We start from the raw sequence: 21307 nt of genomic DNA, 5'->3' as shown, positions 1-21307 counted from the left end.
TCATTCATATGTTTTACTTTGTTTCTCACGATTTCATCAAGTATCCTACTATTAAAATTTTTTAGCCACGCTGGTCTACCTCAAACCTTTTATTTATCCCATACCCTCATCTGCCTTATGACCAATGTTGCCGTTTCACTCGGATGGCTAAGTGGGAAATGATGACCATATGGAACAAAATCAACCTTGCCAAGATGTGACGGTGCAGAATAGCCTTTGTCATAATCCCCCCAAATAATATGAAGATGATCCTTTGTGACCTCATTGAAATCATCTTGATTGGTTTTCTGTAGTAAATGGTTAAGCTGAACCGTCGTATTTAATATTCTAGGAGACGTAAAACTATTTCTGACTTTTTCAATATAATGTTCAGGGATGCTCTCCGTATTTTCAAACAAACCATTCCTTAATACATAACGCCCTATCATATTAGTCGTTGCCCATTTCAATGTCCATTTGTTCATCAATTGAGGAACATGTCGCGATGCAGCATTTTTCTTATCAACAGGCGGCTGAAGTAAAGTGATTGAATACTTCTTATCGATGTACTCTTGTACCAATGCTTCCAAGAGAATATACGCACCGAATGAATGGCCGATTAGATGTGCACCATTCGTCGCTTTCTCCAATACCTTTTTCACGACATTCAAATAGATATCTAGAAGATGTTTCTCTCGTTTAAAAGGAGAACGTCCCAAACCTGGAAGATCCAAGATCCATACAGGTTGACCCGTTTTTTCATGTAGCTCTTGTGCTAAGGGGAATAAATCCTCTCCATCACTCAATAAACCATGTAATAAAATAAACGGTTTACCCTCTCCTTTTAATTGGTAAAGGGTCGTGTTATCACATAGTGTTCGTTTAAATAAATGATCATCCTTACCGTTTTGATTCATCATTCGATAATCCAGATCAGCTACTACAGCAGGGAAAAATTTCATGACACTCGTCTTCTTAAACCAATCTTCTCCCATTATTTTTTTCGCTGCAACATTTGAAAATGTTCGTTTTGTCATAAAGTTCAGTCCATCAGAAGGAATGTTTGTGAGTTTACTTACGCCACTATTCATCATAGCTTTCATCAGTGGCATTGGGACAGAGATTTTTGGTGCCCTCATATTCATACTTTCTGACATCACACTCAATAATTCACCAATATTCTGATCGCGCTGCTTGTCTTCAACAAGCGTATATGTTTGAATAGCCGGTTGCTCCAGTTTGAAAACCTGCACAATAAACCTCGCAAACTCATCGTTTGAAATAAGTGGTAACCTATAGTCCTTACCTCCAGGAATCACCGGCATGAGCCCTCTTCGCATACTCTTCACAAGCAAACCTAATCCTGCTATCTGCTCTGTACTCCCCGTTTGACTACTACCGACTACAGTTGGCGGATTAATGACAGAAAGCGGATAACCTACTGCTGATGCCTGTTGACGAATATAAAGATCTGCTAAAAATTTTGTTCTCTCATATGGATTTTTTATTTCCAAATAATGATTTCCTTCTTTAAACACATCAATTTCAATCTTGCTATTTTGATCATCAAAGGGACTCATATAACCGACAACATGAATAAATTGCTGCAAGCCCTTCAATTGATGAATACTTTTAGCTAAGTCACTCATATGTTTGGCGCCATTTAAAAAGACGGAAGCTGCCTTTTTACTTGTCGCTTGAATATCCATGGGTCCTCCTGCGTGAATGATCACATCCGTTTTCAACACCTTCTCCTTATCTTCAGCACTTAGACCCAAATCGACTTTCGTCAAATCACCTTCAACAAAGTGCATCACTGCCTCTTTTAAAATACCTCTTTCTTGAAAAATGCGTGTTGCTTTACTTTTCGACCTCACTAAAAGAAGAATGTTCACATCCTCTTTGGCTAATTCTTTTACTAACTCCTTTCCAATAAAGCCCGTTCCACCAATTAATAATACTGTTCTCATATAAACATCTCCCTTTTAGTACTAATCAGTACTAATTTAGTGTGAAAAAAAAGCTTCTTTATCGAAGCAAGTTAAAAATATGATCGGCTGTTTTCGTAATGACAGTGGCATCCTTCAATGTTTCTGAAATAAATAACGCGCCTTCAAGATTGGTAATAAATAGTGATGCAACCTCATCAATATGAATCGTCTTTCTGAATTCTCCATTCTCTACTCCTTGTTTCAGTAATAGAGAAACCTTCTTTTGTAATCCTGTAAAAAACAGACCTATTTTTTCTTTTATTTGTGTGGCCTGTGTAGGACTTTGAATATAAAGAGTAATAAATGGACAGCTCCCTTTATAGTCTCTCGATTGAACTCCTTGTGATAATTGCTTTAAAAATAGTTGGATACGTTCTTCAACTAAAAATTGGTTCTGAGATAGTACGTCATCAATTGCAGATTGATACATGTCAATCCAATAATCAACGACCCCTTCTAATAATTCCTCCTTATTAGAAAAGTGATAATACACATTAGACTTTGACACTTTGCTTACACGTACTAATTCATCCATGCTTGTATAAGCAAATCCTTTTTCTAAAAATAAAGTTGCAGCTACTTCAAGCACACGTTTTTGATTCATTAATTTTACTTTTTTCATAATTAGAACTATATAGTACTAATTTAAATATTGCAAGTGTATATGTTCATTTAGAAAAAAGTCTGATGAAAGAAATGCCCGCAAAACAAAAAAAGCTCGAAAATCTAATATTGATTTTCGAGCCTTGATTAAAGTCTATTTTTTCACGAGCGATACAACAGTCTCCACATGCGCCGTATGCGGGAACATATCGACTGGCTGCATGTATTCGATTTTGTAGTCTTTTGACATATATTCGAGGTCTTTTGCTAGTGTTGATGGGTTGCAAGAGACGTAGACAAGGCGTTTTGACTTGACTTGTTTGACGGTGTCTAAGAAAGTGCGCTCGCAGCCTGTTCTTGGCGGGTCCACGACGATGACGTCAGGACGGAAGCCTTCTTTGACCCATTTTGGCAGCCAATGTTCAGCTGTTCCTGTCACATAGGTCGCGTTTTTCATGCCGTGTTTTTTGGCATTTTTCTTGGCATCATCAATCGATTCTTTGATGACATCCATTCCTCGTACTTCTTTGGCGCCATCTGAAAGCCACATCCCAATCGTTCCAACGCCGCAATACGCATCGACAACTTTTTCTTTGCCAGTTAGGTTTGCCGCTTTTTTCGCTTCGTCGTAAAGCTTTAGCGTTTGCTTCGGATTCAATTGGAAGAAAGCACGTGCACTCAGTTCAAAGGAGACGTCTCCTAAAAATTCTTGAATGACCATGTTGCCAGCTAGGTGAGATGTCTTATGGCCAAAGATGACCGACGTTTTTTCACCATTGATGTTGTGCATAATGGACGTCACTTCTGGCAGACGTTTTTGAATGGCTTCGGCGATTTCTTTTTTCTTTGGAAATTCCGGCTTTGATGTGACAAGAACGACCTGCACTTCCCCTGTTTCAAAGCCGACACGCACGACAATTGATCGTACGTCGCCTTTTCTCGTCCGTTCATTGTAGACCGATACACCGAATTTCTCTAAAATTTTGCGGACAACGCCCGTTGTTTTGTTCGTTTTTGGATGCTGCACGATGCATTCCTTAATCGGTACAAGCTTATGAGAGTTCAGTCCGTAAAGCCCAGCAATGATGTCACCGCTGTGAGAACGCCCTACTTGGAACTGACTTTTATTCCGGTAGTGCCACGGATCTTCCATACCGATCGTTGGCCTGATATCTAGCTGTTCAACTGGTAGTTTTGTATGGCGTTCCATTGATTGAATGACAATATCTCGTTTTTCCTTTAGCTGCTGCTCGTACGCCAAATGCTGAAGCTGACAGCCGCCGCACTCTTCGTATACTGGGCATGGCGGTTTCACTCGATGCTCGGAGCGCTTTCTAACTTTCCTAACCGTACCTTCTGCATATTTTGCTTGGACATTCGTTGCTTCCACAACCACTTCTTCGCCTGGAAGCGCACCTGGGACAAAGACCACTTGCTTTTTAAAATAACCGACCCCTTCCCCATTAATGCCAAGGCGTTTAATGGTAAGCGGAAACTGCTGTCCCTTTTGCAAAAGGGCACCTTGCTGTTTTTCCTTCACTTCATTCTCTCCGTTCTATCTGAACCGTTGATAGGTTGTCTTCATTTTATTCCATCTCATTAGTATACCATGACTTGGACAAAGAGAGAAAATCCCTTTCATTATTTATCTGTCTCAATGCTTCTCCATAAATATAAAGAAGCGTAGCTTAAATACGGGGTCCACTCCTTGCTGAATGCTGCCATCTCTTCTTTTGTCGGCTTTTCAGGCAGGTCAAAATGCCGCTTGATGGCGTTTTGAATCCCGATATCTGCCATCGGAAAGAGATTTGGCCTTCCAAGTCCATTCATGAGCACATTTTGAACTGTCCAAGGTCCAATCCCTCTAATCGGAAGCAGACGTTCTTCCACCTCCAGATCAGTTAAATCATGTAATTCTTCTAAACAAAGAGAGCCGCTCACAATTCGCTTCGAGACATCGATGACATATTCCGCTTTCCGCTGACTAAATTGGAGCTTTCTCAATTCCTCCGTTTCAAGTGAGGCGATGGTTTCTGGTAAAGGATCAAACCAAACCCCCTCTATTTGCTCGCCATACGTATGAACAAACCGTTTTGTGAGTTCATAGGCAAACGCCAGATTGAGCTGCTGATGAATGATGCATTTCATCAAGCAATGATATAAATGAAAATCCAGCATGAGCGGTGTCCCCTTATGACGCTCAAAAACGGGCGCTAGATTTGTTTGAGAAAAATGCTCATGCACAGCGTCTAATTGATGCTCCATGCCAAATATCCGCTTCACCTCGCATATGAGAGGTTCCTCAGGACCATTTCCTTTCACCCGAAACGTGGGCGCTTCTTTTGTTCCCGTGGCTTGAACGACGACAACGTATGGTGTTTGTTCTAATCTGATTGGTACTTTGATTTCTCTTTTATTCAAATCGACTGCTTTTAATGGATCATTTGATAAGCGTCTCAGCACTTGATCGAAGTGATATGGCGGTTCAACCACCAGCTGTTTTTCCCACATGTTTTCCCTCTTCCTTTCTGCAAACACGCGCAGATGCGATTGTTTCATTTTGCTTGAATGATTCTCTATATTAAATACTTTTGAATATAAAGAGTACAAGAATTTATCAGTTATATCTTCCTTATTTGTGGTCATTCTCCTTTTGGTCTGATGAAAGTTTTTGGTCGAATTCAGCTAATATTCGACATGATCCTCCAATATTTTAGGATCATTTTCCTTAAATTAGAAATAGAACCTCTGGGTGATATCTTCTATCCCGAAAAAATTTGTATAATTATGACATATCAAGGAGGTGAACAAAGGAATAAGCTGATTAGGCAATCATTTGTTTTATCTTGCAGGAACATATTTTACCTCATTGATAACCGGCTTCACCTAGTTTCACTTTTTACGAAAAGGAAGACCCAAACATTTTAAAACAAAGGAGATCCGACCAATGAAAAAAACCATTCTTTCTATTGCCCTTGCCACTGCTGTTTCTTCGACTCTGCCAGTATTTGCTGACGCTGCTGAGAAAAAAACGTCAGCACCCGTCTCTACTACACTACAGCAAACTGTATTAAACAAAGCTGCTGAAGGAAAAGCTGGAACGACAGCTAGTCCTAATGTTAACGTCAACTTCGATGTTCTTGGGATTGCCAATGCGATTGTTAACGCAGTAAACGCAAATGCAAACCGTCCTGGGTTCGTTAAAGGCGTGATGGAAAGCACATTCTATGCTGCTGGTGGCAGATATAATGTCATGGTCTTTAACCTAAGCCAAAATTATGAAGACCGCTTTAACGGCGTGAAAACTTTTGCAACTGCTAATCTTGGTAACGTTGTTTACGGTATTTGGGTATTTGAAAGTGGTACCTTTAAAAACAACGGCGATGGCGGCTGGGATAACTGGGCGTTCAGAGGCTGGTTTGACCGTCAAGATAAATTTGTTACGTTCCGTCGTCCTTAATTCTCGGTTTTATCCATCAATCATACACGCACAATGGACCGATCTCAGTGATGAGATCGGCTTTTTTATGGAGAGAATGTATAAGTTCACTGGCGTTGCTTCATGATATAATGCAAGTCTGGAGGGGTGTATATGCTGAAAAAACTTGCAGTGACAAAGAACGGAGACTTGATTGAACATGCAACATTGCACCAGCTTTCAAGCCCCGATATCGCCTGGTATTGGATTGACTTTCATGCGCCAACGGAAAAGGAAGCAGCGCTGCTGAAGGAATTCTTTCAGTTTCATCCGCTTTCAATTGAAGATTGCTTCCATTATTTACAGCGGCCTAAGCTTGATTTTTATGAAGAGTATTTATTTTTCGTTCTTCATGCTCTCAATCAAAAAACACTTCGTTCAGAGGAAGTGGACCTGTTTGTTGGGGAAAGTTTTATTGTCACCTTTCATTTAAAGGAAGCACCATACATTGATCGTGTGATGCGAAAGCTAAAAGCATCTGAACACGCGCGAAATAGTGGACCTGAGCATCTTGCATACATGCTGATTGATGATCTGGTTGATGATTATTTCCCGATTATTTATCAAATTGAAGACAGGTTAAATGAGATCGAAGATGAAGAAGGTCATAAAACGTATGGTACTTTAATGAACGAAGTATTCGGAATTCGGTCAGACTTGTTAAAGCTAAGAAGGACAATTATTCCGATGAGAGACCTTTTATATCGTATCGTGAACATTAATATGATGAAAAACGATAAAAATAGACAAGCCTATTTCAATGATATCTATGACCACCTTCTGAAATTAACAGAGATTGTCGAATCAAACCGTGATATGACAGCCGATTTACGAGACAGTTATCAGACGCTGAATTCTAACCGAATGAATGCAATCATGATGACGCTGACCATTGTATCGACCATCTTTATTCCATTGACCTTTATTGTTGGAGTGTACGGAATGAACTTTGATAACATGCCTGAATTACACTGGAAGTATGGCTATTTTGGCGTACTGATTTTCATGGGTCTGCTCGTCTCGGGTATGCTTTTGTGGTTTAAGCATAAAGGATGGTTCCGCATATTCAAATAATGTGTAGAGTGAATGACTGAGGAGGCGGTTAGATGAAAAACTGGATTCCTTTGTCTCATCAAGAACTAAAGCTCGTATGGGAGACGCTCTATCGAGATTTCAAATTTAATCCGAGCCTCTCTCGTTTTCCCTCATTTCGCGTACCTTCTCCTTTCATTACATATGATATTTCTGCTTATTTTGAGGACTCTTCCCTTCTTCATGCAGATGAAGACCTTGAAGAGAAAGCATGACTTGTTTTTCAGGAGCTTATCAGAACAGACGAGTATATGCTGGCACTTGATTGGCAGCACGAATGCTACTGGATCACACCATACGGCTCATTTGAAAAAGATGAATTTGGAGAATGGACAGTGCCTGTGCTTCCGAATGGGGATTATTATTTCTTTTTATCAAAAGAGATGCATTGGGGCTTGCTAGGACATCCTTGGGAGCAAAGTATCACAATTTTTGGTGAGGGCTTGATTGATTCTTTCTCGCGCCATCATCCGATTTTGTTTCAGCGTAAAATAAGAGAAGGATAAAGAAAAAGCTCGCAGGTGTTCTGCAAGCTTTTTTTCTATAGCTGAGGGAGATGCCATACTTTTTCAAGCATGAGATCGTCTAGGCTTTTAAAGGAATAACCTTGTTTTTTCAGTGCCGTGATGGCATCATCCAATGCCTCGGCATTGTCCCTTGAGACGGTATGAAGTAAGTAAATGGCACCTGGGTGCGCCTGCTTCATCATTTGATCGTAAGCATACTGTTTTCCTTTTTGATGATGGATATGCCAGTCCACAAACGCCACTGACCAAAAAACGGTTTGATAGCCGAGCTCTTTTGTTTCCTTCAGCACTCTTTCACTGAATACACCGCGCGGCGGACGAAGATAGAGGTTGTCTTGTTTTCCAGTGATTTTGTATACAGCTTCATTGACGCGTCCCAGCTCTTCTTTGATTTCTTTCGTACTCTTTGTTGTTAAATCTGGATGGTGATAGGAATGGTTGCCAATGATATGACCTTCCTCCGCCATACGTTTAACGAGCTCAGGCTGGTCCTTGACAAAGTGACCTGTCACAAAAAAGGTGGCTGGCACTTGATGTTTTTTCAGCACATCTAAGATCTTGGGCGTGTACCCATTTTCATAGCCATTGTCGAAGGTAAAATAAATCTCTTTCTTTTTCGTGCTTCCTAAATAGAAGGCATCATACTTTTTTAAAAGGGCGTTCAGTTCTTTACCCGCATCCGCTGGCTTGTGTTCTTTGCTTTTCGCAAATCCCCAATGGACGGGCTGATTAGACACGGCTTCCGCTTCTGGGAGAGGCATGGATACAAAAAGCGCACATAAACAGATGAGCATGTATTTTTTCATTTACGTCACTTCCCGGTTTTTCTTCTATTGTGCAGAATAAAACCAAGACTCATACACTGATTCACCTGCCAATTTAAAGAAAAAAGCCCGCACTGTGCGAGCTATTCTACCTTCCAATCGGTTTTAAACCGTTCATATTTTGCTTCTAGGTCGTCAATCATCTGGATCAGTCTGTCTATATCCTCAACATCTGTTGATTCTGGATCTAATGAATCAATCACATTCATAAACATATCTAATCGGTTCTTTAAATAATCAACCTGCTGCTCTTTGCTGTCTGCTGCCTTGCCCATAGATACACTCCCTTTAGCGTTTGTTTCTAGCTTATCTTTTTTTCCCTTGTAAATCAATGAAACCCCACTTGCGTATAACGGTGATGGGGCTTAAAATTAACTGTTGGCGGGTCCACGTTTGCCCGAATGAAAAGGAGATAGATACCATGAACCAAAAAACAGCACTTCGTCCGATTACACCTGCATATGACCCTTGGGAAGCCTATCTTGATGTGCAGGATTACGGAGAGATGAAGCTGACAAATATTGAATTTACAACTACGACGTTGTGTAACATGAGATGTGAGCACTGCGCGGTCGGCTATACTTTGCAGCCAAAAGACCCGAATGCACTGCCGCTTGATTTACTGCTTCGCCGTTTAGATGAAGTTCCGCTTCTGCGCTCAATCAGTATTACAGGCGGAGAGCCGATGCTTTCTCTCAAATCTGTGCGGGAATATGTCGTCCCTTTATTAAAGTATGCCCATGAACGCGGCGTCCGTACACAGATCAATTCAAACTTAACACTTGATTTGGCGCGATATGAAGAAATTATTCCATACTTAGATGTTCTTCACATCTCACATAACTGGGGAACTATCGAAGAGTTTGCAACGGTCGGTTTTGCGATGATGGACAGAAAACCAACCTTTGAACAGCGCGAGAAATTATTTAACCGCATGATTGAAAATAGCCGGGCACTTGTCAAAGCAGGTGTTACCGTATCTGCTGAAACCATGCTTAATAAACGCACACTTCCATATATTGAACACATCCACCGGCAAATTGTGGAGGAAATGAAATGCCAGCGCCACGAAGTTCACCCGATGTACCCAAGTGATTTTGCCAGCGCCCTTGAATCATTGACACTGCCGCAAATGCGTGATGCGATTCATCAGCTGCTTGATATTCGTGATCAAGACACATGGATGCTGTTTGGCACCCTGCCATTTTATTCTTGCAGTACAGATGAAGAAGACCAGCGCCTTCTCAAGCGATTGCGTCAGGAGAAGCATGTCACGGTACGAAATGACCCTGACGGACGCTCACGGTTGAATGTGAATATTTTTGATGGGAATATTATTGTGACGGACTTTGGTGATACACCGCCGCTTGGAAATATTGCGACCGATACATTGCAATCAGCTTATACTCGCTGGATGGACACAAAATTAGCAAAAGAGCTGAATTGTCATTGTCCAAGCGTACAATGCCTCGGTCCGAATGTTCTTGTGAAAAACAGCTATTATCAAGATGTTGATTTTACTTCTCGTACAGCCAGGGGGTAACCGATAGATGGACGATACATTTCTGACAGTGGTCAAGAACAAATACATTGAAATTCTAATTGTTGGACTTGTTCTTTGGCTTGCCGTCTTTATCATCAACAAAGCCCTTCAGATTTTCTTTAAACGAACGGAGTTTATTGAAGATAAGAAGAAGAAAACGATCGAGAGCTTGGTCAAATCTGTGACGAAGTACACAGCTTCAATTTGCTTTGTATTCTATGTCATTTCTCTCTTCTTTCATGATTTCGGAAAAATTCTTGCAGGTGCCGGTGTTGCCGGGATCGTCATAGGTTTTGGCGCCCAGACGCTAATTCGTGATATTTTAGCAGGCATCTTCCTGATCTATGAACGTCAGATTCATAAAGGGGATTATGTGACAGTGAATAACCTCTTTAATGGAACGATTGAAGAAATTGGTCTCCGCTCTCTGCAAATTAGAGAATGGAGCGGCAAGCTGTTAACCATTTCTAACGGGGACATCCGGCAAATTCAAAACTATAACATGCACTACATGCGGATTACGGAGTCTGTATTAATTAGTGCGAATCAAAACCCAGATACAGCCTTTCAAGCACTAGAAACGGCCTGTGACAATTTAAATCAAATGCATCATGATTTTCTTAAAAAAGATGAATTCCAGCATGCCATTGAACCGTTTCAAGTCCATGGCATTATGGGTCTGAACAAGCTGAACCGCGGGATTGAGATCACAGTGAAAGGAATGGTCGAAGACGAAAAATACTTCGATGCTGCCCTCGCTGTCCGAAAAGAAATGATCAAACAACTTCATCAGCATGATGTCAAATTGCTTGAAGATCTCGTTTATCCCCAGCCTGCAAAATAACCTCATTTGTGATGGGGTTATTTTTTATATCATCGGCTCTTATTTCTTTATTTATTAGGTGCGCCGAGCTGACTCGGGCTCTCCAAAAACATGAAACGCTTGAACAGCTTGGACATATCCGTTAAGAATTCGCTTTAATTCAGCCCCTCTAACTTCTATCCTCTTGACTAATTCATGTATAATAGAAAGCAGAATGATTTCATGCAGCATGGGGACCCTCATACTGTGTATTTTCTAAGTGAAAGAGAGTGAATAAGATGGGTCGTAAGTGGAACAACATTAAAGAAAAGAAAGCATCAAAGGATGCCAGTACAAGTCGTATTTACGCAAAATTCGGGCGTGAAATCTATGTGGCTGCCAAACAAGGTGAGCCAAACCCAGAATCAAACCAAGCACTTCGTTTTGTCCTAGAACGTGCAAAAACATATAGTGTCCCAAAACACATCGTGGACCGTGCCATTGAAAAAGCCAAAGGCGGTGCGGAAGAGAATTTCGATGAGCTGCGCTACGAAGGATTTGGTCCAAACGGATCAATGGTGATCGTTGATGCCCTCACCAATAACGTGAACCGCACAGCGTCAGATGTTCGTGCGGCTTTCGGAAAAAATGGTGGAAACATGGGCGTAAGCGGCTCTGTTGCCTACATGTTTGACCAAACAGCTGTCATCGGTGTCGAAGGAAAAAGTGAAGAAGAAACACTTGAGCTTTTAATGGAAGCAGACGTTGATGTACGTGACATCATGGAAGAAGATGAAACAGTGATTGTGTACGCTGAACCAGATCAATTCCATCAAGTACAAGAAGCATTCAAACAAGCCGGCGTAGAAGAATTCACTGTCGCTGAAATCACAATGCTTCCTCAAAATGAAGTGACATTAGATGATGAATCTAAAGAACAATTCGAGAAACTAATCGATGTATTAGAAGAGCTTGAAGACGTGCAGCAGGTTTATCATAATGTGGATTTAGGGGAATAAAAGGAAATTTTGCCATAACATAAGTTTATTTAAATAAACTTATGTTATGGCTTTTTTATTTAAAACTCATCATATCTTTTGAAAGCAAAACTTTATATTCAAATTAGGAAAAGCGTATCTTAATAGAATAAAGTTAAATATTCTATTATTGTGTAAAATTTAACAAAAAAGGTTCACTACTCCTTTGTCTAGTTGTATTATAGTGATTACGAGAAATAATACATAATTTTATATATAAAAGTTAGGTGGTGTTATTATTTTTAAAATATGGTGGAAACAGTATTTTGGATTTATGATCATACCATTTATTACTATGGGGCTTATCTTTAAAAACTTCTCTCACTTTACAAAAATTATCTATTTCCTTTTCCTTGCTTGGTTATTATTTAATGTTATTGACTTTTATAGAAGTGAGGTAAGAAACAAAAAGGACAAAAAGTCATGAAAGGGGGTGTAGACGTTGATATTTGAAGTAGCCACGAAATTTTTTTAACTATCAAAATTTATCTATATGTATCATGATGATAGTTGGAATGGTTACTTTTGGTTTATCTAGTGTATACATATTGTTTATCAATGGATTAATGATTGGTGGAGCTTTTAAAATTTCGATTCCGTATTTAATGCATCCTTTACAATCATTACTTCTCATCTTACCTCATGGTATAAGCGAATTGATGGCTATTATGATTTCTGGTGGTATTGGTTTTATCCTTCTGAAAGAGGCCATCCTTTTATTGTTTGGTAAAAAGAAGAAAATAAATTTTAAAAATATATGTAAAATTACTTGTACAGGGCTTGTGCTAGTAACTATACTATTATTTTTCTCGGCCATCATAGATTTTTTTATCACGCCTGACATTAATAACTTTACGACAAATTAAACCCCCTCTTCTATAGTGAAAGAGGGGGGTTTTACTATGTTAATTCATCCCTTGAAACCCAAACGTCAGGTGATCCTGAACAGGAATCCAAGCGCCGATTCCTTGTGAGGTCACGTTTTTCACGACGAGTTTGCGTTTATTTCCTTTAAGCACAAGGTACACTTCTCCGTATGTCACCTTTCCTTTTTCGTTAATGGCCGGGGCATAGGCATGAAGTGAAGCTGCTTTTTTCGGAGAGACATGGTACGACTGATCTCGTTTTGTTCCTGCGCCAATGACTGTGTCAAATGCGAGGGGTAGCTTTGTTTTTTGAATGGCTTTTTGCATCATCAATGTTTTCACATCTTCCGGGCTTGGCACCTTTGCTGTGAGCCCGCCGCTCACTTTTACTTGCTGCTTTTGAACATATTTGCCAATGGCTGTTTTGTTGCCGCCTCTGTTATCAATATGATTCGTATTCACTTTTTTGTATTCCCAGTTGGCGACCGTTTCGTTTGAATCATAGCTCAGTGCCCATCTTCCAAGGAAAATGGTCGCGCGGTAACCAACAGCTAATGGCGTCCCTGAAATGCTGGATTCATTCAGCATTTTGATCAAATGAGTATTCTCAATCGGCACATTCGTTGTTTTAAACAATTCGGCTGTCAGCTCGCTCGGCTGGAGCAATGGCTGATCCTGTGACGCATTCGGATACGTATTCTCCTTAGAAATACTGGCGACAGACGATGGCACCTTAAATGGCTTCGCCGCCTCCGCTGGAAAGCTGTATAGAAAACTTAAGGATAAGAGAACAACAAACATGATGCGGGGCATCTTTTTCATATCATCACTCTTTCTCATTCATTTTTCCATAGTATTTTCCGCAAAGACGTCCCTTATCCACAAAAGATTATAAAAGGAAAAATCCAATCGCCATAATGAAATAGGCAGCAAGTAATGTGGCGCCTTCAAACCAATTGGTATCTCCGTCATTAGATAAAATGACTGTGAGTAACACAGCGGATGCCATCGCAATGAGCTCTGGTAAGGAGAAAATGAGTGGCATCTGCGTATTGAAAAAAAGCGAGCTGATGACAAGGATTGGTGCGACCATCATCGCAACCTGAAGTGTGGAACCAAAAGCAATTTCCACTGCGACATCCATTTTGTTTTTATACGCCATGATGACAGCAGAGGCATGTTCTGCCGCATTGCCGACGATGGCCACAATAATGACTCCGATAAACAACTCACTCCAGCCAAATTGTTCCCCCACCGTATCAAATGTATGGACGAGGCGCTCTGAAATGTACGCAACGGCCATCGTTGCAAGCAGCAAAATCAAAGTGGCAAACTTACCAGACCATTCAGGTATTTCTTCTTCCGTCTCCGCCTCTCCGTCCAAGCTCTCCTGCTTAGCAACATAGACACCTCGGTGGCTCACCAGTTTGAAATAGAGCGCTGCAACATAAAGCAAAATCATCACAATGCTAATGCCAATGCTTAAAACAAATTGCTTCTCCTCAGCCATTTCCACCGAAAACACTTCTGGAATGACAAACGCCACAATAATGGCAAACATGAGCAAGCCCGAGTTGTGCCTTGCATCGTGGACATTGAACACTTGGCGCTTATATTTTAATCCGCCAACGAAAAAAGACAGCCCCGCCACAAGCAGTAAGTTTCCGATCACTGAGCCAGTTAACGACGCAAGGACGATGGCTGTCAGTCCTTGCTTTAAAGCAAAAAACGAAATAATTAACTCCACCGCATTTCCAAATGTGGCGTTTAAAAGCCCGCCAATTCTGGGACCTGCTATGATGGCAAGACTTTCTGTAGCTCTTCCCATAAAACTAGCAAGACCAATAATGGCGATACAATACACAGCAAACATGATGACCTGCGGAAAATGAAGAAAACTGCCAATCACCGATAGTGGCACACCAATTGCGACAATCACAAGAAACAAACGATTCATACAGCCATTCTCCTTTACATATGTCTGACTGTTATTCTTTCGTGAGTGCCGGCTTCATATACATTTAGATTTTCTCGTGTGAGAAGGTGATTTCAATACTACCTTTCACAGACTGCACCATCGCGCAATGCTTCAATGCCAGTTTAATGCTTTTCTCTATTTGTTCATCAGATGTACGGATGCCTTCAAATAAAATATGTAAATGAATACGGGAGATTTTGTTTACAGCTCCTGCTCTTGTCGTTTCAGGTGTAATCGTCAGCCCTTCCCAGGATATTCGCTTTTTCCGGCATACATGAATGAGCATTTCTCCAAAACAGCCAGCAATAGCTGAGGTGAATAATTGAGATGGCCTGTATCCCGTTTCTTCATTTGCTGAAATATACAGCTGCCTTTCATCTATTCCCGCGATCCACCCGCCTGATTCGTATATCAGTTTCATTCCTTTCCCACCTTTCTATTGAAACCCCTATGGTTCCATTGTACGATGAAAACATGAACTTGTAAGGAGCAACTTATGTCGAGAATTCACTTTATGATTTTAATTTTACTTGTATCTGTATCTGGTTTTTCGCAGGGAGCGTTATTGCCAGTCATTTCGATTATTTTTGAACATGCCGGGACTTCTCCTACGTTAAACGGACTGCATGCCACAGGCTTATATCTCGGCGTGCTGCTAGCATCTCCCTTTATGGAAGCGCCGCTTCGCCGGTTTGGGTTTAAGCCGTTAATTGTCATTGGAGGCGCCGCTGTTTTTTTAAGCTTGTTCAGCTTTGTGTTTTTTGAATCTTATGTTGTCTGGTTCTTCCTGCGACTCATGATCGGGATTGGCGATCATATGCTGCATTTCTCTACACAGACGTGGGTGACCTATGCGTCGTCATCGAGAAATCGCGGGCGAAATATTTCATTGTATGGGTTATCCTTTGGACTTGGTTTTGCCGCTGGACCTTTTTTAACACCACTCATCGAAATCAATCCATCTTTACCTTTCATTGTTTCCGGTGCTGTTAGTTTATGTATTTGGCTGCTTGTTTTTGTTTTGAAAAATACATATCCAGATACGGGCGAAGTGCAGACGTCAGAGCAGACAAACAGTTTGAAGCGCTTTAAGAAAGCTTTTCAATTTGGTTGGGTCGCCTTTATGATGCCTTTTTGCTATGGCTTTTTAGAAACGACACTCAATAGCAACTTCCCTGTGTATGCACTCAGAAGCGGGGTGACCGTAGATGCAGTGGCGTTTATTTTACCTGCGTTTGCCATTGGAAGTATTGTCTTTCAGCTACCTCTCGGGATGCTCAGCGACCGGTTTGGCAGGCGCCGCATCATTTTATGTGTCACACTCGTTGGATCTTTCTTTTTCTTACTAGCGGGGATTTTCATTCAATCGGTTTTGGCTGTGGCGATTTGTTTCTTTATTGCCGGAATGGCTGTAGGCTCTACCTTCTCACTTGGCATCAGTTATATGACCGACTTATTGCCAAAGCATCTGCTTCCTGCTGGAAATTTGATGTGCGGAATGGCATTTAGTGCGGGAAGTATTCTCGGGCCTGTTCTCGGTGGAATCTTTGTGCAAACGTTTGAAGGAATGAATTTACTTTACCTTGTTAGCATCGTGATATTATTCGTGTTTTTCTGCGTTCGATTTGGGCGAACGGCGGCAGTGGTGGAAAGTCATTAAAATGGAGGGTCGATCTTTGTTTTCATACGACGTCACAAATGAATTGACTTTGGCATCTCTACAATTAGATGATGCGGACACATTATTGGAGCTTATTCAAGAGAATCAGGCTCATTTAGGGGAATGGCTACCATGGGTTCATCACTGCAAAAGCATAGAGTATGTCAAAACGTTTATTCAATCGACTCAAACCATCTACAATGAACAAAAAGGATTGGAAGCTGGCATTAAACTGAACGACCAAATGATCGGGGTGTTCCGCCTGACATTTAATCAGAAAATAGGCAATATCGGTTATTGGATTCGTCAAGACGCGCAAGGTCGGGGCATTGTGACAACGATCGTGAAATATATGACAGAAACTTTTTTTTCAAAAGTCGATGGATTTGAAATTTTTTGTCCCGTAGGTCATGTTCGAAGTGAACGTGTAGCAATGAATGCCGGATTCGAGCTAGATCCTCACTATGAGTCAAAGCCTGATGCCGCTTTTATCCTTAAACGATATATACGATTGTGAATTAAAAACTCCCCTGCACCCATGCAGAGGAGTTTTTTTCATTTAGTGATATCCATTTTGCCCGTTCGCACTGCCGCTTGTTTTGTGCTTAGGCTGATGGCCTTTGTTTTGTTTCGTATTGCTTCCGCCTTTTTTCGATTGTTTGGACATATGTGGTTTCCCCCATCCATTCAGATTGAACTTGATCGTTCTTCTTTAGGATGCCCGGATTTCTTTATAGTTTGCCTGGTACGATTTTACGCTTATGTAAAAGCGCATTGAGCTCGCCGCCAAGGATAATCATGATGCCGGTTAAATAAAACCAGATCATTAAAATAATGATTCCCCCAATGCTTCCGTACATCGCACTGTAGTTAGCAAACTCGCCTACGTAAAATGAAAATAGCATGCTGACCAAAATCCATCCAAGCGATGCAAAAATGGCACCTGGCAGAACAAATTTTAATTTCAGCCTAATGTTTGGAGCAAAATAGTATAAGGATGTAAAAACAATCAATAAAATCAGCGGGCTAATGATCCATCTCATTGCAGTCCATACGGTGAGAAAGGCGTCTGACTGCCCAACTAATTTAGCGACAAATAAACCGAGTTCTTTGCCAAAGACAGGTAGCATCAGGGCAAAAATAATGGTCAAAACCATCGCGATCGTTAAAATGATCGATGTTAAACGTACGAGAATGAAGGAACGATTTTCCTCAACTTCGTAAGCATGGTTAAATGCTCTGACGACGGCATTAATGCCGTTAGATGCTGACCAAAGGGCGGCAATAATCCCGAACGATAATAACCCGCCATTACGATTATTCAGCGTCTGTTCGGCGATGGATTCAATCATCGAAAGCGCTCCTTCTGGCGCATAGCCAGAAATGACGCTTAGGACATCCTTTGACGTCAAAGGCAAATACCCAACGAGTGTCAGTACGAAGATGAGAAACGGAAATAATGAAAGCAAAAAGAAATAGGCAAGCTCAGCAGATTTTGCCGGTCCTTCATGCAGCAAAAAGCGTTCAATTAACGCTTTAATAAAACCCATACGCCTCATCTCCAATGATCAATCTGTCTGTTTCGATTGAAAGTGATCCTTTGTTTCTTCAATAATTTCTAATACCCTTGGGGTTGTTTCCTTTAACTGATTGACCTGTTCATTTAAAAATGACAAATCATCTGAGACTGTTCGCATAAGTTGCTTCGTTTTTTCCAGCTTTTCTTTCATGCAAGCCGATATTCTGCCTGGCTCCTCACGGTACTCATCAAGCTTTTGCTGGCAGTCATTCCATTTGTCTTTGAGTGCAATTCTTGTTGGCCGATGAAATAAAGTCAGCAATGCGCCGCAAGCTGCACCTAAGAGAGCTCCTCGGAGCACGATTTGATTTTTTTCTTCCATCTCGTCTGATCTCCTTTCAGTTAAAGGTGGTTCTCTTTCTTTACATACGTCAAAAAACGGTCAATTCCTGTTTCAATTAATTCATGGACTTCCTCAAAGTTCCCAGTGTAATAAGGATCTGGCACATCATCTCGATCGTCGTCTTCTACAAAATCAAGAAGACGGCCAATAAAGTGATGTTTCCCATAGCCGGCTATACTGCGAAGTGCCCCTACATTTTCAGCATCCATCGCAATGATATAGTCGTATGTTGTGATGTCTTCATCCATGATTTGTCTTGCGGACATTCCTTCATAGCTGATGCCTTTTTCATCAAGCAGCTTTCGCGTTCCTTCATGCGGAGGACTGCCTTGATGCCAGCCGCCAATACCTGCTGAATCAATCACAAAGTGCTCGCTAAGCCCCTCATCTTCTACTTTTTTTCTAAATATGGCCTCTGCCATCGGTGACCTGCAAATATTGCCAAGACACACGAATAACACATGAATCATCCTTCATTCTCCTCCTATCTTTTCCCTAAGAGTTCTTTTCGAAAACCTTTTCTCTATCATATCAAGCCCTTTTTCTTTTGAAAACTTTGCAAGAAAAACTCTCATCGGCATTGACACATTATACAAAAAAAGGAGACACTTTAGGAGAATTGCACAAATAAAGGGGGATACATATGGGATGGGTTGAACAGATTGTCAGCAATATCAATGACGTATTATGGGGACCGCCACTCTTGCTTTTGATCGTGGGAACAGGGATTTACCTGACCTTTCGAGTGCTTTTTATTCAGATTAGGCTGCTTCCCTATTCACTCAAGCTTGCATTTTCAAAGCAAGACAAGACATCAGAAGGTGATATTTCTCACTTCCAAGCATTAATGACAGCTCTTGCTGCAACGGTTGGAACGGGAAATATTGTAGGGGTCGCCTCTGCTGTCATTGCCGGCGGACCAGGCGCCGTGTTTTGGATGTGGTTTGCTGCATTCTTTGGCATGGCGACAAAATATGCTGAAGCTGTTCTTGCCGTGAAATATCGTGTGAAAAATGAAAAAGGCGAAATGTCTGGCGGGCCGATGTATTATTTGGAGCATGGCTTGAAGCAAAAATGGCTTGGGGTGCTGTTTGCTATTTTTGGCGCCACGGCTGCCTTTGGAATTGGGAATCTCGTACAGTCAAATTCGATTTCTGGTGTCATGAATTCAACCTTTCAAGTCCCAACATGGGTCACAGGCATCATCATTACTGTTTTTACTGCCCTTGTGATTTTAGGCGGAATTAAAAGCATTGGCCGGGTGACGTCTATTTTTGTACCTGTCATGGCATTATTCTACGTCATTTGCGGACTGATCATTCTTGTCATGAATGCCGACCTTGTCCCAGGCGCAGTCGGGCTCATTTTTTCAGACGCATTTACTGGTCAAGCGGTTGCAGGCGGTGCTATCGGTACGGTGATTCGCTGGGGTGTGGCGAGAGGGGTCTTTTCCAATGAAGCAGGTCTCGGGTCTGCTCCAATCGCTGCGGCCGCAGCAAAAACGGATATGCCCGCTCGTCAAGCGCTTGTGTCGATGACGCAAGTATTCATTGATACGATGATTGTTTGCTCTATCACAGGTATTACGATCGTCATGGCAGATATGTATGTCACAGAAAAAAGTGATGCACTCACCTCGTTATCCTTTGCTCATTTCCTCGGTCCAATCGGTTCAACCATTGTGGCCATCGGCTTACTTTTGTTCGCTTATTCCACCATTATTGGCTGGTCATATTATGGCGAAAAATGCTTTACTTATTTGGCGAAAGACTCTTATGTGATGTATTATCGTGTTGTGTTTGTCATCGCTGTCTTTTTCGGTGCCATCTTCAAGAATGATTTCGTCTGGGGTGTGGCAGATATGCTCAATGGGCTGATGGCCATTCCAAACTTAATCGGACTCATCGGTTTATCAGGGGTTGTCGTATTTGAATCCAAACGAATCATTGATAAGATGAAGCAGGAGAAAAAGGAGAAAAACATCTCGGTGTCATCTTAATAGCCCTTTTATTCTTTTGCATTTCTGTTAAAATAGACATATTATTCGACACATATGCAGGAAAGGACGTGCCGCCCTTGTCAGAGCAAAAAGCGGCTGAAGTCAATCAGCTGATTGAAGACATTTCGCAAAAGTTAAATATGCTGAACATTGGAGTCATCAAAGCAGAGGACTTCAGTCCAGACAAGTACGAAGATATTGAATTTCTTCACCAAATGGTGATGAAAAAATCTTCATTCAGCCCAAGTGAAATGCAAGCCATCGCAAGCGAGCTAAAAAACTTAAGAAAATAATGGTGTGAAAGGGAAACTGTTTTTATGGTCTACACGCAGTTTTCTTACATCATGCACACAAAAAGCCAGCACCCCGCAAGGTGCTGGCTTTTTTATCCTTTTACAACTGCGGTTTATTTCTCAAGCAGTTTTAATGATTCACGGTTAAAGGCTGGAATGTCATCAGGTGTACGGCTTGTCACAAGCTGATCCTGACAAACGACGACTTCTTCGTCTTTAAATTTAGCGCCTGCGTTTTCCATATCGACTTTGATGGATGTATACCCAGTCGCGCCTCTTCCTTCCAGCGTCTTCGCTGTAATGAGCAATTGCGGTCCGTGACAGATTGCAAATACTGGTTTTTTCTCATCCATAAATGCTTTAGTGAATTGGACGTAACGATCATCTGCACGCAGAATATCTGGTGAGAAACCGCCAGGAATGAGAAGTGCATCGAAGTCTTCAGGCTTCACGTTGTCAATAGACGCATCCACTCTTACTTCTGCCTCTCCTTGCTTCCCTTTCACTGTTTTTCCTTTTTCATTTTCAATGACTGTCAACTCATGACCTGCATCTTTAAAGGCTTTTGCAGGCTCGGTGAATTCAACATCCTCAAAGTAATCTGTTAATACAACTGCAATTTTCTTACCCATGTAGAAACCCTCCTGCTTGATTATCGTTTACACTACACACTATACCCGGGCATGTAGAAATCAAACATCCTATCCCTATCA

23 protein-coding genes and 1 pseudogene are annotated in these 21307 nt (G+C 41.3%); 11 read left to right on the top strand and 13 right to left on the bottom strand.

Annotated elements, in window-relative coordinates; all coding sequences use genetic code 11:
- Window positions 1-89 precede the first annotated feature (89 nt).
- The 4 genes from NSQ36_RS04060 to NSQ36_RS04045 all read right to left on the bottom strand — a co-directional run bounded on the left by NSQ36_RS04060 (window position 90) and on the right by NSQ36_RS04045 (window position 5084).
- The gene (locus tag NSQ36_RS04060; RefSeq protein ID WP_339206851.1) at window positions 90-1949 is read right to left on the bottom strand and encodes an alpha/beta fold hydrolase; all 1860 of its coding nucleotides are present in this window, start codon (window positions 1947-1949) and stop codon (window positions 90-92) included.
- Between the two features lie 58 nt (window positions 1950-2007).
- Entirely contained in the window at window positions 2008-2574 is a 567-nt protein-coding gene (locus NSQ36_RS04055) for a TetR/AcrR family transcriptional regulator (RefSeq protein ID WP_113386849.1), read from the bottom strand.
- Between the two features lie 153 nt (window positions 2575-2727).
- The gene (gene rlmD / locus NSQ36_RS04050; RefSeq protein WP_339206849.1) at window positions 2728-4113 is read right to left on the bottom strand and encodes a 23S rRNA (uracil(1939)-C(5))-methyltransferase RlmD; all 1386 of its coding nucleotides are present in this window, start codon (window positions 4111-4113) and stop codon (window positions 2728-2730) included.
- A 101-nt stretch (window positions 4114-4214) separates the two neighbouring features.
- Window positions 4215-5084, bottom strand: coding sequence for a DNA-3-methyladenine glycosylase (locus NSQ36_RS04045; protein ID WP_212046530.1), 870 nt, complete (start codon window positions 5082-5084; stop codon window positions 4215-4217).
- 436 nt (window positions 5085-5520) lie between these two features.
- On the opposite strand from NSQ36_RS04045, the gene NSQ36_RS04040 reads away from it, so the two are divergent.
- The 3 genes and pseudogenes from NSQ36_RS04040 to NSQ36_RS04030 all read left to right on the top strand — a co-directional run bounded on the left by NSQ36_RS04040 (window position 5521) and on the right by NSQ36_RS04030 (window position 7649).
- Window positions 5521-6033, top strand: coding sequence for a hypothetical protein (locus tag NSQ36_RS04040; RefSeq protein WP_003218040.1), 513 nt, complete (start codon window positions 5521-5523; stop codon window positions 6031-6033).
- Between the two features lie 132 nt (window positions 6034-6165).
- A complete protein-coding gene (corA, locus tag NSQ36_RS04035) occupies window positions 6166-7125 on the top strand; it encodes a magnesium/cobalt transporter CorA (RefSeq protein WP_003218035.1) in 960 nt (319 codons plus the stop codon).
- 32 nt (window positions 7126-7157) lie between these two features.
- A pseudogene (locus NSQ36_RS04030) lies at window positions 7158-7649 on the top strand (DUF2716 domain-containing protein).
- 35 nt (window positions 7650-7684) lie between these two features.
- On the opposite strand, the gene pdaA reads toward NSQ36_RS04030, so the two are convergent.
- Together pdaA and NSQ36_RS04020 are read right to left on the bottom strand one after the other, a co-directional pair.
- On the bottom strand, window positions 7685-8476 hold the full coding sequence (gene pdaA, locus NSQ36_RS04025; RefSeq protein WP_339206845.1) for a delta-lactam-biosynthetic de-N-acetylase: 792 nt from the start codon (window positions 8474-8476) through the stop codon (window positions 7685-7687).
- Between the two features lie 101 nt (window positions 8477-8577).
- Window positions 8578-8769: an SE1561 family protein gene (locus NSQ36_RS04020; protein WP_339206843.1), complete on the bottom strand. Its 192-nt coding sequence runs from the start codon at window positions 8767-8769 to the stop codon at window positions 8578-8580.
- A gap of 146 nt (window positions 8770-8915) precedes the next feature.
- Between NSQ36_RS04020 and yfkAB the strand changes: the two genes are divergently transcribed.
- The 4 genes from yfkAB (at window position 8916) to NSQ36_RS04000 (ending at window position 12742) form a co-directional block, all read left to right on the top strand.
- Entirely contained in the window at window positions 8916-10037 is a 1122-nt protein-coding gene (gene yfkAB, locus NSQ36_RS04015) for a radical SAM/CxCxxxxC motif protein YfkAB (RefSeq protein WP_106030318.1), read from the top strand.
- A gap of 7 nt (window positions 10038-10044) precedes the next feature.
- Window positions 10045-10881 (top strand): mechanosensitive ion channel domain-containing protein, encoded by an 837-nt coding sequence (locus tag NSQ36_RS04010; RefSeq protein WP_003218032.1) that lies wholly within the window; start codon window positions 10045-10047, stop codon window positions 10879-10881.
- Between the two features lie 257 nt (window positions 10882-11138).
- A complete protein-coding gene (locus NSQ36_RS04005; protein WP_012009270.1) occupies window positions 11139-11858 on the top strand; it encodes a YebC/PmpR family DNA-binding transcriptional regulator in 720 nt (239 codons plus the stop codon).
- A 509-nt stretch (window positions 11859-12367) separates the two neighbouring features.
- The gene (locus NSQ36_RS04000; protein WP_309217521.1) at window positions 12368-12742 is read left to right on the top strand and encodes a stage II sporulation protein M; all 375 of its coding nucleotides are present in this window, start codon (window positions 12368-12370) and stop codon (window positions 12740-12742) included.
- A 39-nt stretch (window positions 12743-12781) separates the two neighbouring features.
- Here NSQ36_RS04000 and NSQ36_RS03995 read toward each other — a convergent pair whose 3' ends face one another.
- From NSQ36_RS03995 to NSQ36_RS03985, 3 genes are all read right to left on the bottom strand, one after another.
- On the bottom strand, window positions 12782-13543 hold the full coding sequence (locus NSQ36_RS03995; protein ID WP_223251243.1) for a YfkD famly protein: 762 nt from the start codon (window positions 13541-13543) through the stop codon (window positions 12782-12784).
- 88 nt (window positions 13544-13631) lie between these two features.
- Window positions 13632-14699, bottom strand: a complete 1068-nt coding sequence (gene cax / locus NSQ36_RS03990) for a calcium/proton exchanger (protein ID WP_106030316.1) — start codon at window positions 14697-14699, stop codon at window positions 13632-13634.
- A 64-nt stretch (window positions 14700-14763) separates the two neighbouring features.
- On the bottom strand, window positions 14764-15141 hold the full coding sequence (locus NSQ36_RS03985; protein WP_253622839.1) for an OsmC family protein: 378 nt from the start codon (window positions 15139-15141) through the stop codon (window positions 14764-14766).
- 75 nt (window positions 15142-15216) lie between these two features.
- Between NSQ36_RS03985 and NSQ36_RS03980 the strand changes: the two genes are divergently transcribed.
- Together NSQ36_RS03980 and NSQ36_RS03975 are read left to right on the top strand one after the other, a co-directional pair.
- Window positions 15217-16380: an MFS transporter gene (locus NSQ36_RS03980; RefSeq protein WP_003218010.1), complete on the top strand. Its 1164-nt coding sequence runs from the start codon at window positions 15217-15219 to the stop codon at window positions 16378-16380.
- Window positions 16381-16396: 16 nt separating this feature from the next.
- Window positions 16397-16897 (top strand): GNAT family N-acetyltransferase, encoded by a 501-nt coding sequence (locus NSQ36_RS03975; RefSeq protein WP_339206840.1) that lies wholly within the window; start codon window positions 16397-16399, stop codon window positions 16895-16897.
- A gap of 214 nt (window positions 16898-17111) precedes the next feature.
- Here NSQ36_RS03975 and NSQ36_RS03970 read toward each other — a convergent pair whose 3' ends face one another.
- The 3 genes from NSQ36_RS03970 to NSQ36_RS03960 are packed head-to-tail and all read right to left on the bottom strand — an operon-like array spanning window position 17112 to window position 18772.
- Window positions 17112-17930 carry a YhjD/YihY/BrkB family envelope integrity protein gene (locus NSQ36_RS03970; RefSeq protein WP_335365587.1) on the bottom strand — a complete coding sequence of 273 codons (819 nt, stop codon included), beginning with the start codon at window positions 17928-17930 and terminating at the stop codon, window positions 17112-17114.
- Window positions 17931-17948: 18 nt separating this feature from the next.
- A complete protein-coding gene (locus NSQ36_RS03965; RefSeq protein WP_339206837.1) occupies window positions 17949-18281 on the bottom strand; it encodes a YtxH domain-containing protein in 333 nt (110 codons plus the stop codon).
- 20 nt (window positions 18282-18301) lie between these two features.
- Window positions 18302-18772, bottom strand: coding sequence for a low molecular weight protein-tyrosine-phosphatase (locus NSQ36_RS03960; RefSeq protein WP_050944791.1), 471 nt, complete (start codon window positions 18770-18772; stop codon window positions 18302-18304).
- Between the two features lie 173 nt (window positions 18773-18945).
- On the opposite strand from NSQ36_RS03960, the gene NSQ36_RS03955 reads away from it, so the two are divergent.
- Both NSQ36_RS03955 and NSQ36_RS03950 read left to right on the top strand, forming a co-directional pair.
- Window positions 18946-20301 carry a sodium:alanine symporter family protein gene (locus NSQ36_RS03955; protein WP_003218008.1) on the top strand — a complete coding sequence of 452 codons (1356 nt, stop codon included), beginning with the start codon at window positions 18946-18948 and terminating at the stop codon, window positions 20299-20301.
- A 77-nt stretch (window positions 20302-20378) separates the two neighbouring features.
- Window positions 20379-20594: a DUF1128 domain-containing protein gene (locus NSQ36_RS03950; protein WP_003214000.1), complete on the top strand. Its 216-nt coding sequence runs from the start codon at window positions 20379-20381 to the stop codon at window positions 20592-20594.
- 113 nt (window positions 20595-20707) lie between these two features.
- On the opposite strand, the gene NSQ36_RS03945 is transcribed toward NSQ36_RS03950, so the two are convergent.
- Entirely contained in the window at window positions 20708-21226 is a 519-nt protein-coding gene (locus NSQ36_RS03945; RefSeq protein WP_050944793.1) for a type 1 glutamine amidotransferase domain-containing protein, read from the bottom strand.
- Window positions 21227-21307: the final 81 nt, after the last annotated feature.

Source organism: Bacillus sp. FSL W8-1143, from assembly GCF_037965155.1.
GTDB lineage: Bacteria > Bacillota > Bacilli > Bacillales > Bacillaceae > Bacillus > Bacillus pumilus.
This window is presented reverse-complemented; position numbering and strand designations above follow the sequence as displayed.

Excerpts from the sequence above, each read along its gene's own strand:
- NSQ36_RS04060 (WP_339206851.1), bottom strand. The coding sequence starts at position 1,949 with ATGAGAACAGTATTATTAATTGGTGGAACGGGCTTTATTGGAAAGGAG.
- pdaA (WP_339206845.1), bottom strand. The coding sequence starts at position 8,476 with ATGAAAAAATACATGCTCATCTGTTTATGTGCGCTTTTTGTATCCATG.
- NSQ36_RS04045 (WP_212046530.1), bottom strand. The coding sequence starts at position 5,084 with ATGTGGGAAAAACAGCTGGTGGTTGAACCGCCATATCACTTCGATCAA.
- NSQ36_RS03955 (WP_003218008.1), top strand. The coding sequence starts at position 18,946 with ATGGGATGGGTTGAACAGATTGTCAGCAATATCAATGACGTATTATGG.
- yfkAB (WP_106030318.1), top strand. The coding sequence starts at position 8,916 with ATGAACCAAAAAACAGCACTTCGTCCGATTACACCTGCATATGACCCT.
- NSQ36_RS04010 (WP_003218032.1), top strand. The coding sequence starts at position 10,045 with ATGGACGATACATTTCTGACAGTGGTCAAGAACAAATACATTGAAATT.
- NSQ36_RS04055 (WP_113386849.1), bottom strand. The coding sequence starts at position 2,574 with ATGAATCAAAAACGTGTGCTTGAAGTAGCTGCAACTTTATTTTTAGAA.
- NSQ36_RS03985 (WP_253622839.1), bottom strand. The coding sequence starts at position 15,141 with ATGAAACTGATATACGAATCAGGCGGGTGGATCGCGGGAATAGATGAA.
- NSQ36_RS04020 (WP_339206843.1), bottom strand. The coding sequence starts at position 8,769 with ATGGGCAAGGCAGCAGACAGCAAAGAGCAGCAGGTTGATTATTTAAAG.
- NSQ36_RS03960 (WP_050944791.1), bottom strand. The coding sequence starts at position 18,772 with ATGATTCATGTGTTATTCGTGTGTCTTGGCAATATTTGCAGGTCACCG.
- NSQ36_RS03980 (WP_003218010.1), top strand. The coding sequence starts at position 15,217 with ATGTCGAGAATTCACTTTATGATTTTAATTTTACTTGTATCTGTATCT.
- NSQ36_RS03995 (WP_223251243.1), bottom strand. The coding sequence starts at position 13,543 with ATGTTTGTTGTTCTCTTATCCTTAAGTTTTCTATACAGCTTTCCAGCG.
- cax (WP_106030316.1), bottom strand. The coding sequence starts at position 14,699 with ATGAATCGTTTGTTTCTTGTGATTGTCGCAATTGGTGTGCCACTATCG.
- NSQ36_RS04005 (WP_012009270.1), top strand. The coding sequence starts at position 11,139 with ATGGGTCGTAAGTGGAACAACATTAAAGAAAAGAAAGCATCAAAGGAT.
- corA (WP_003218035.1), top strand. The coding sequence starts at position 6,166 with ATGCTGAAAAAACTTGCAGTGACAAAGAACGGAGACTTGATTGAACAT.
- NSQ36_RS03945 (WP_050944793.1), bottom strand. The coding sequence starts at position 21,226 with ATGGGTAAGAAAATTGCAGTTGTATTAACAGATTACTTTGAGGATGTT.
- NSQ36_RS03970 (WP_335365587.1), bottom strand. The coding sequence starts at position 17,930 with ATGGGTTTTATTAAAGCGTTAATTGAACGCTTTTTGCTGCATGAAGGA.
- NSQ36_RS03965 (WP_339206837.1), bottom strand. The coding sequence starts at position 18,281 with ATGGAAGAAAAAAATCAAATCGTGCTCCGAGGAGCTCTCTTAGGTGCA.
- NSQ36_RS04040 (WP_003218040.1), top strand. The coding sequence starts at position 5,521 with ATGAAAAAAACCATTCTTTCTATTGCCCTTGCCACTGCTGTTTCTTCG.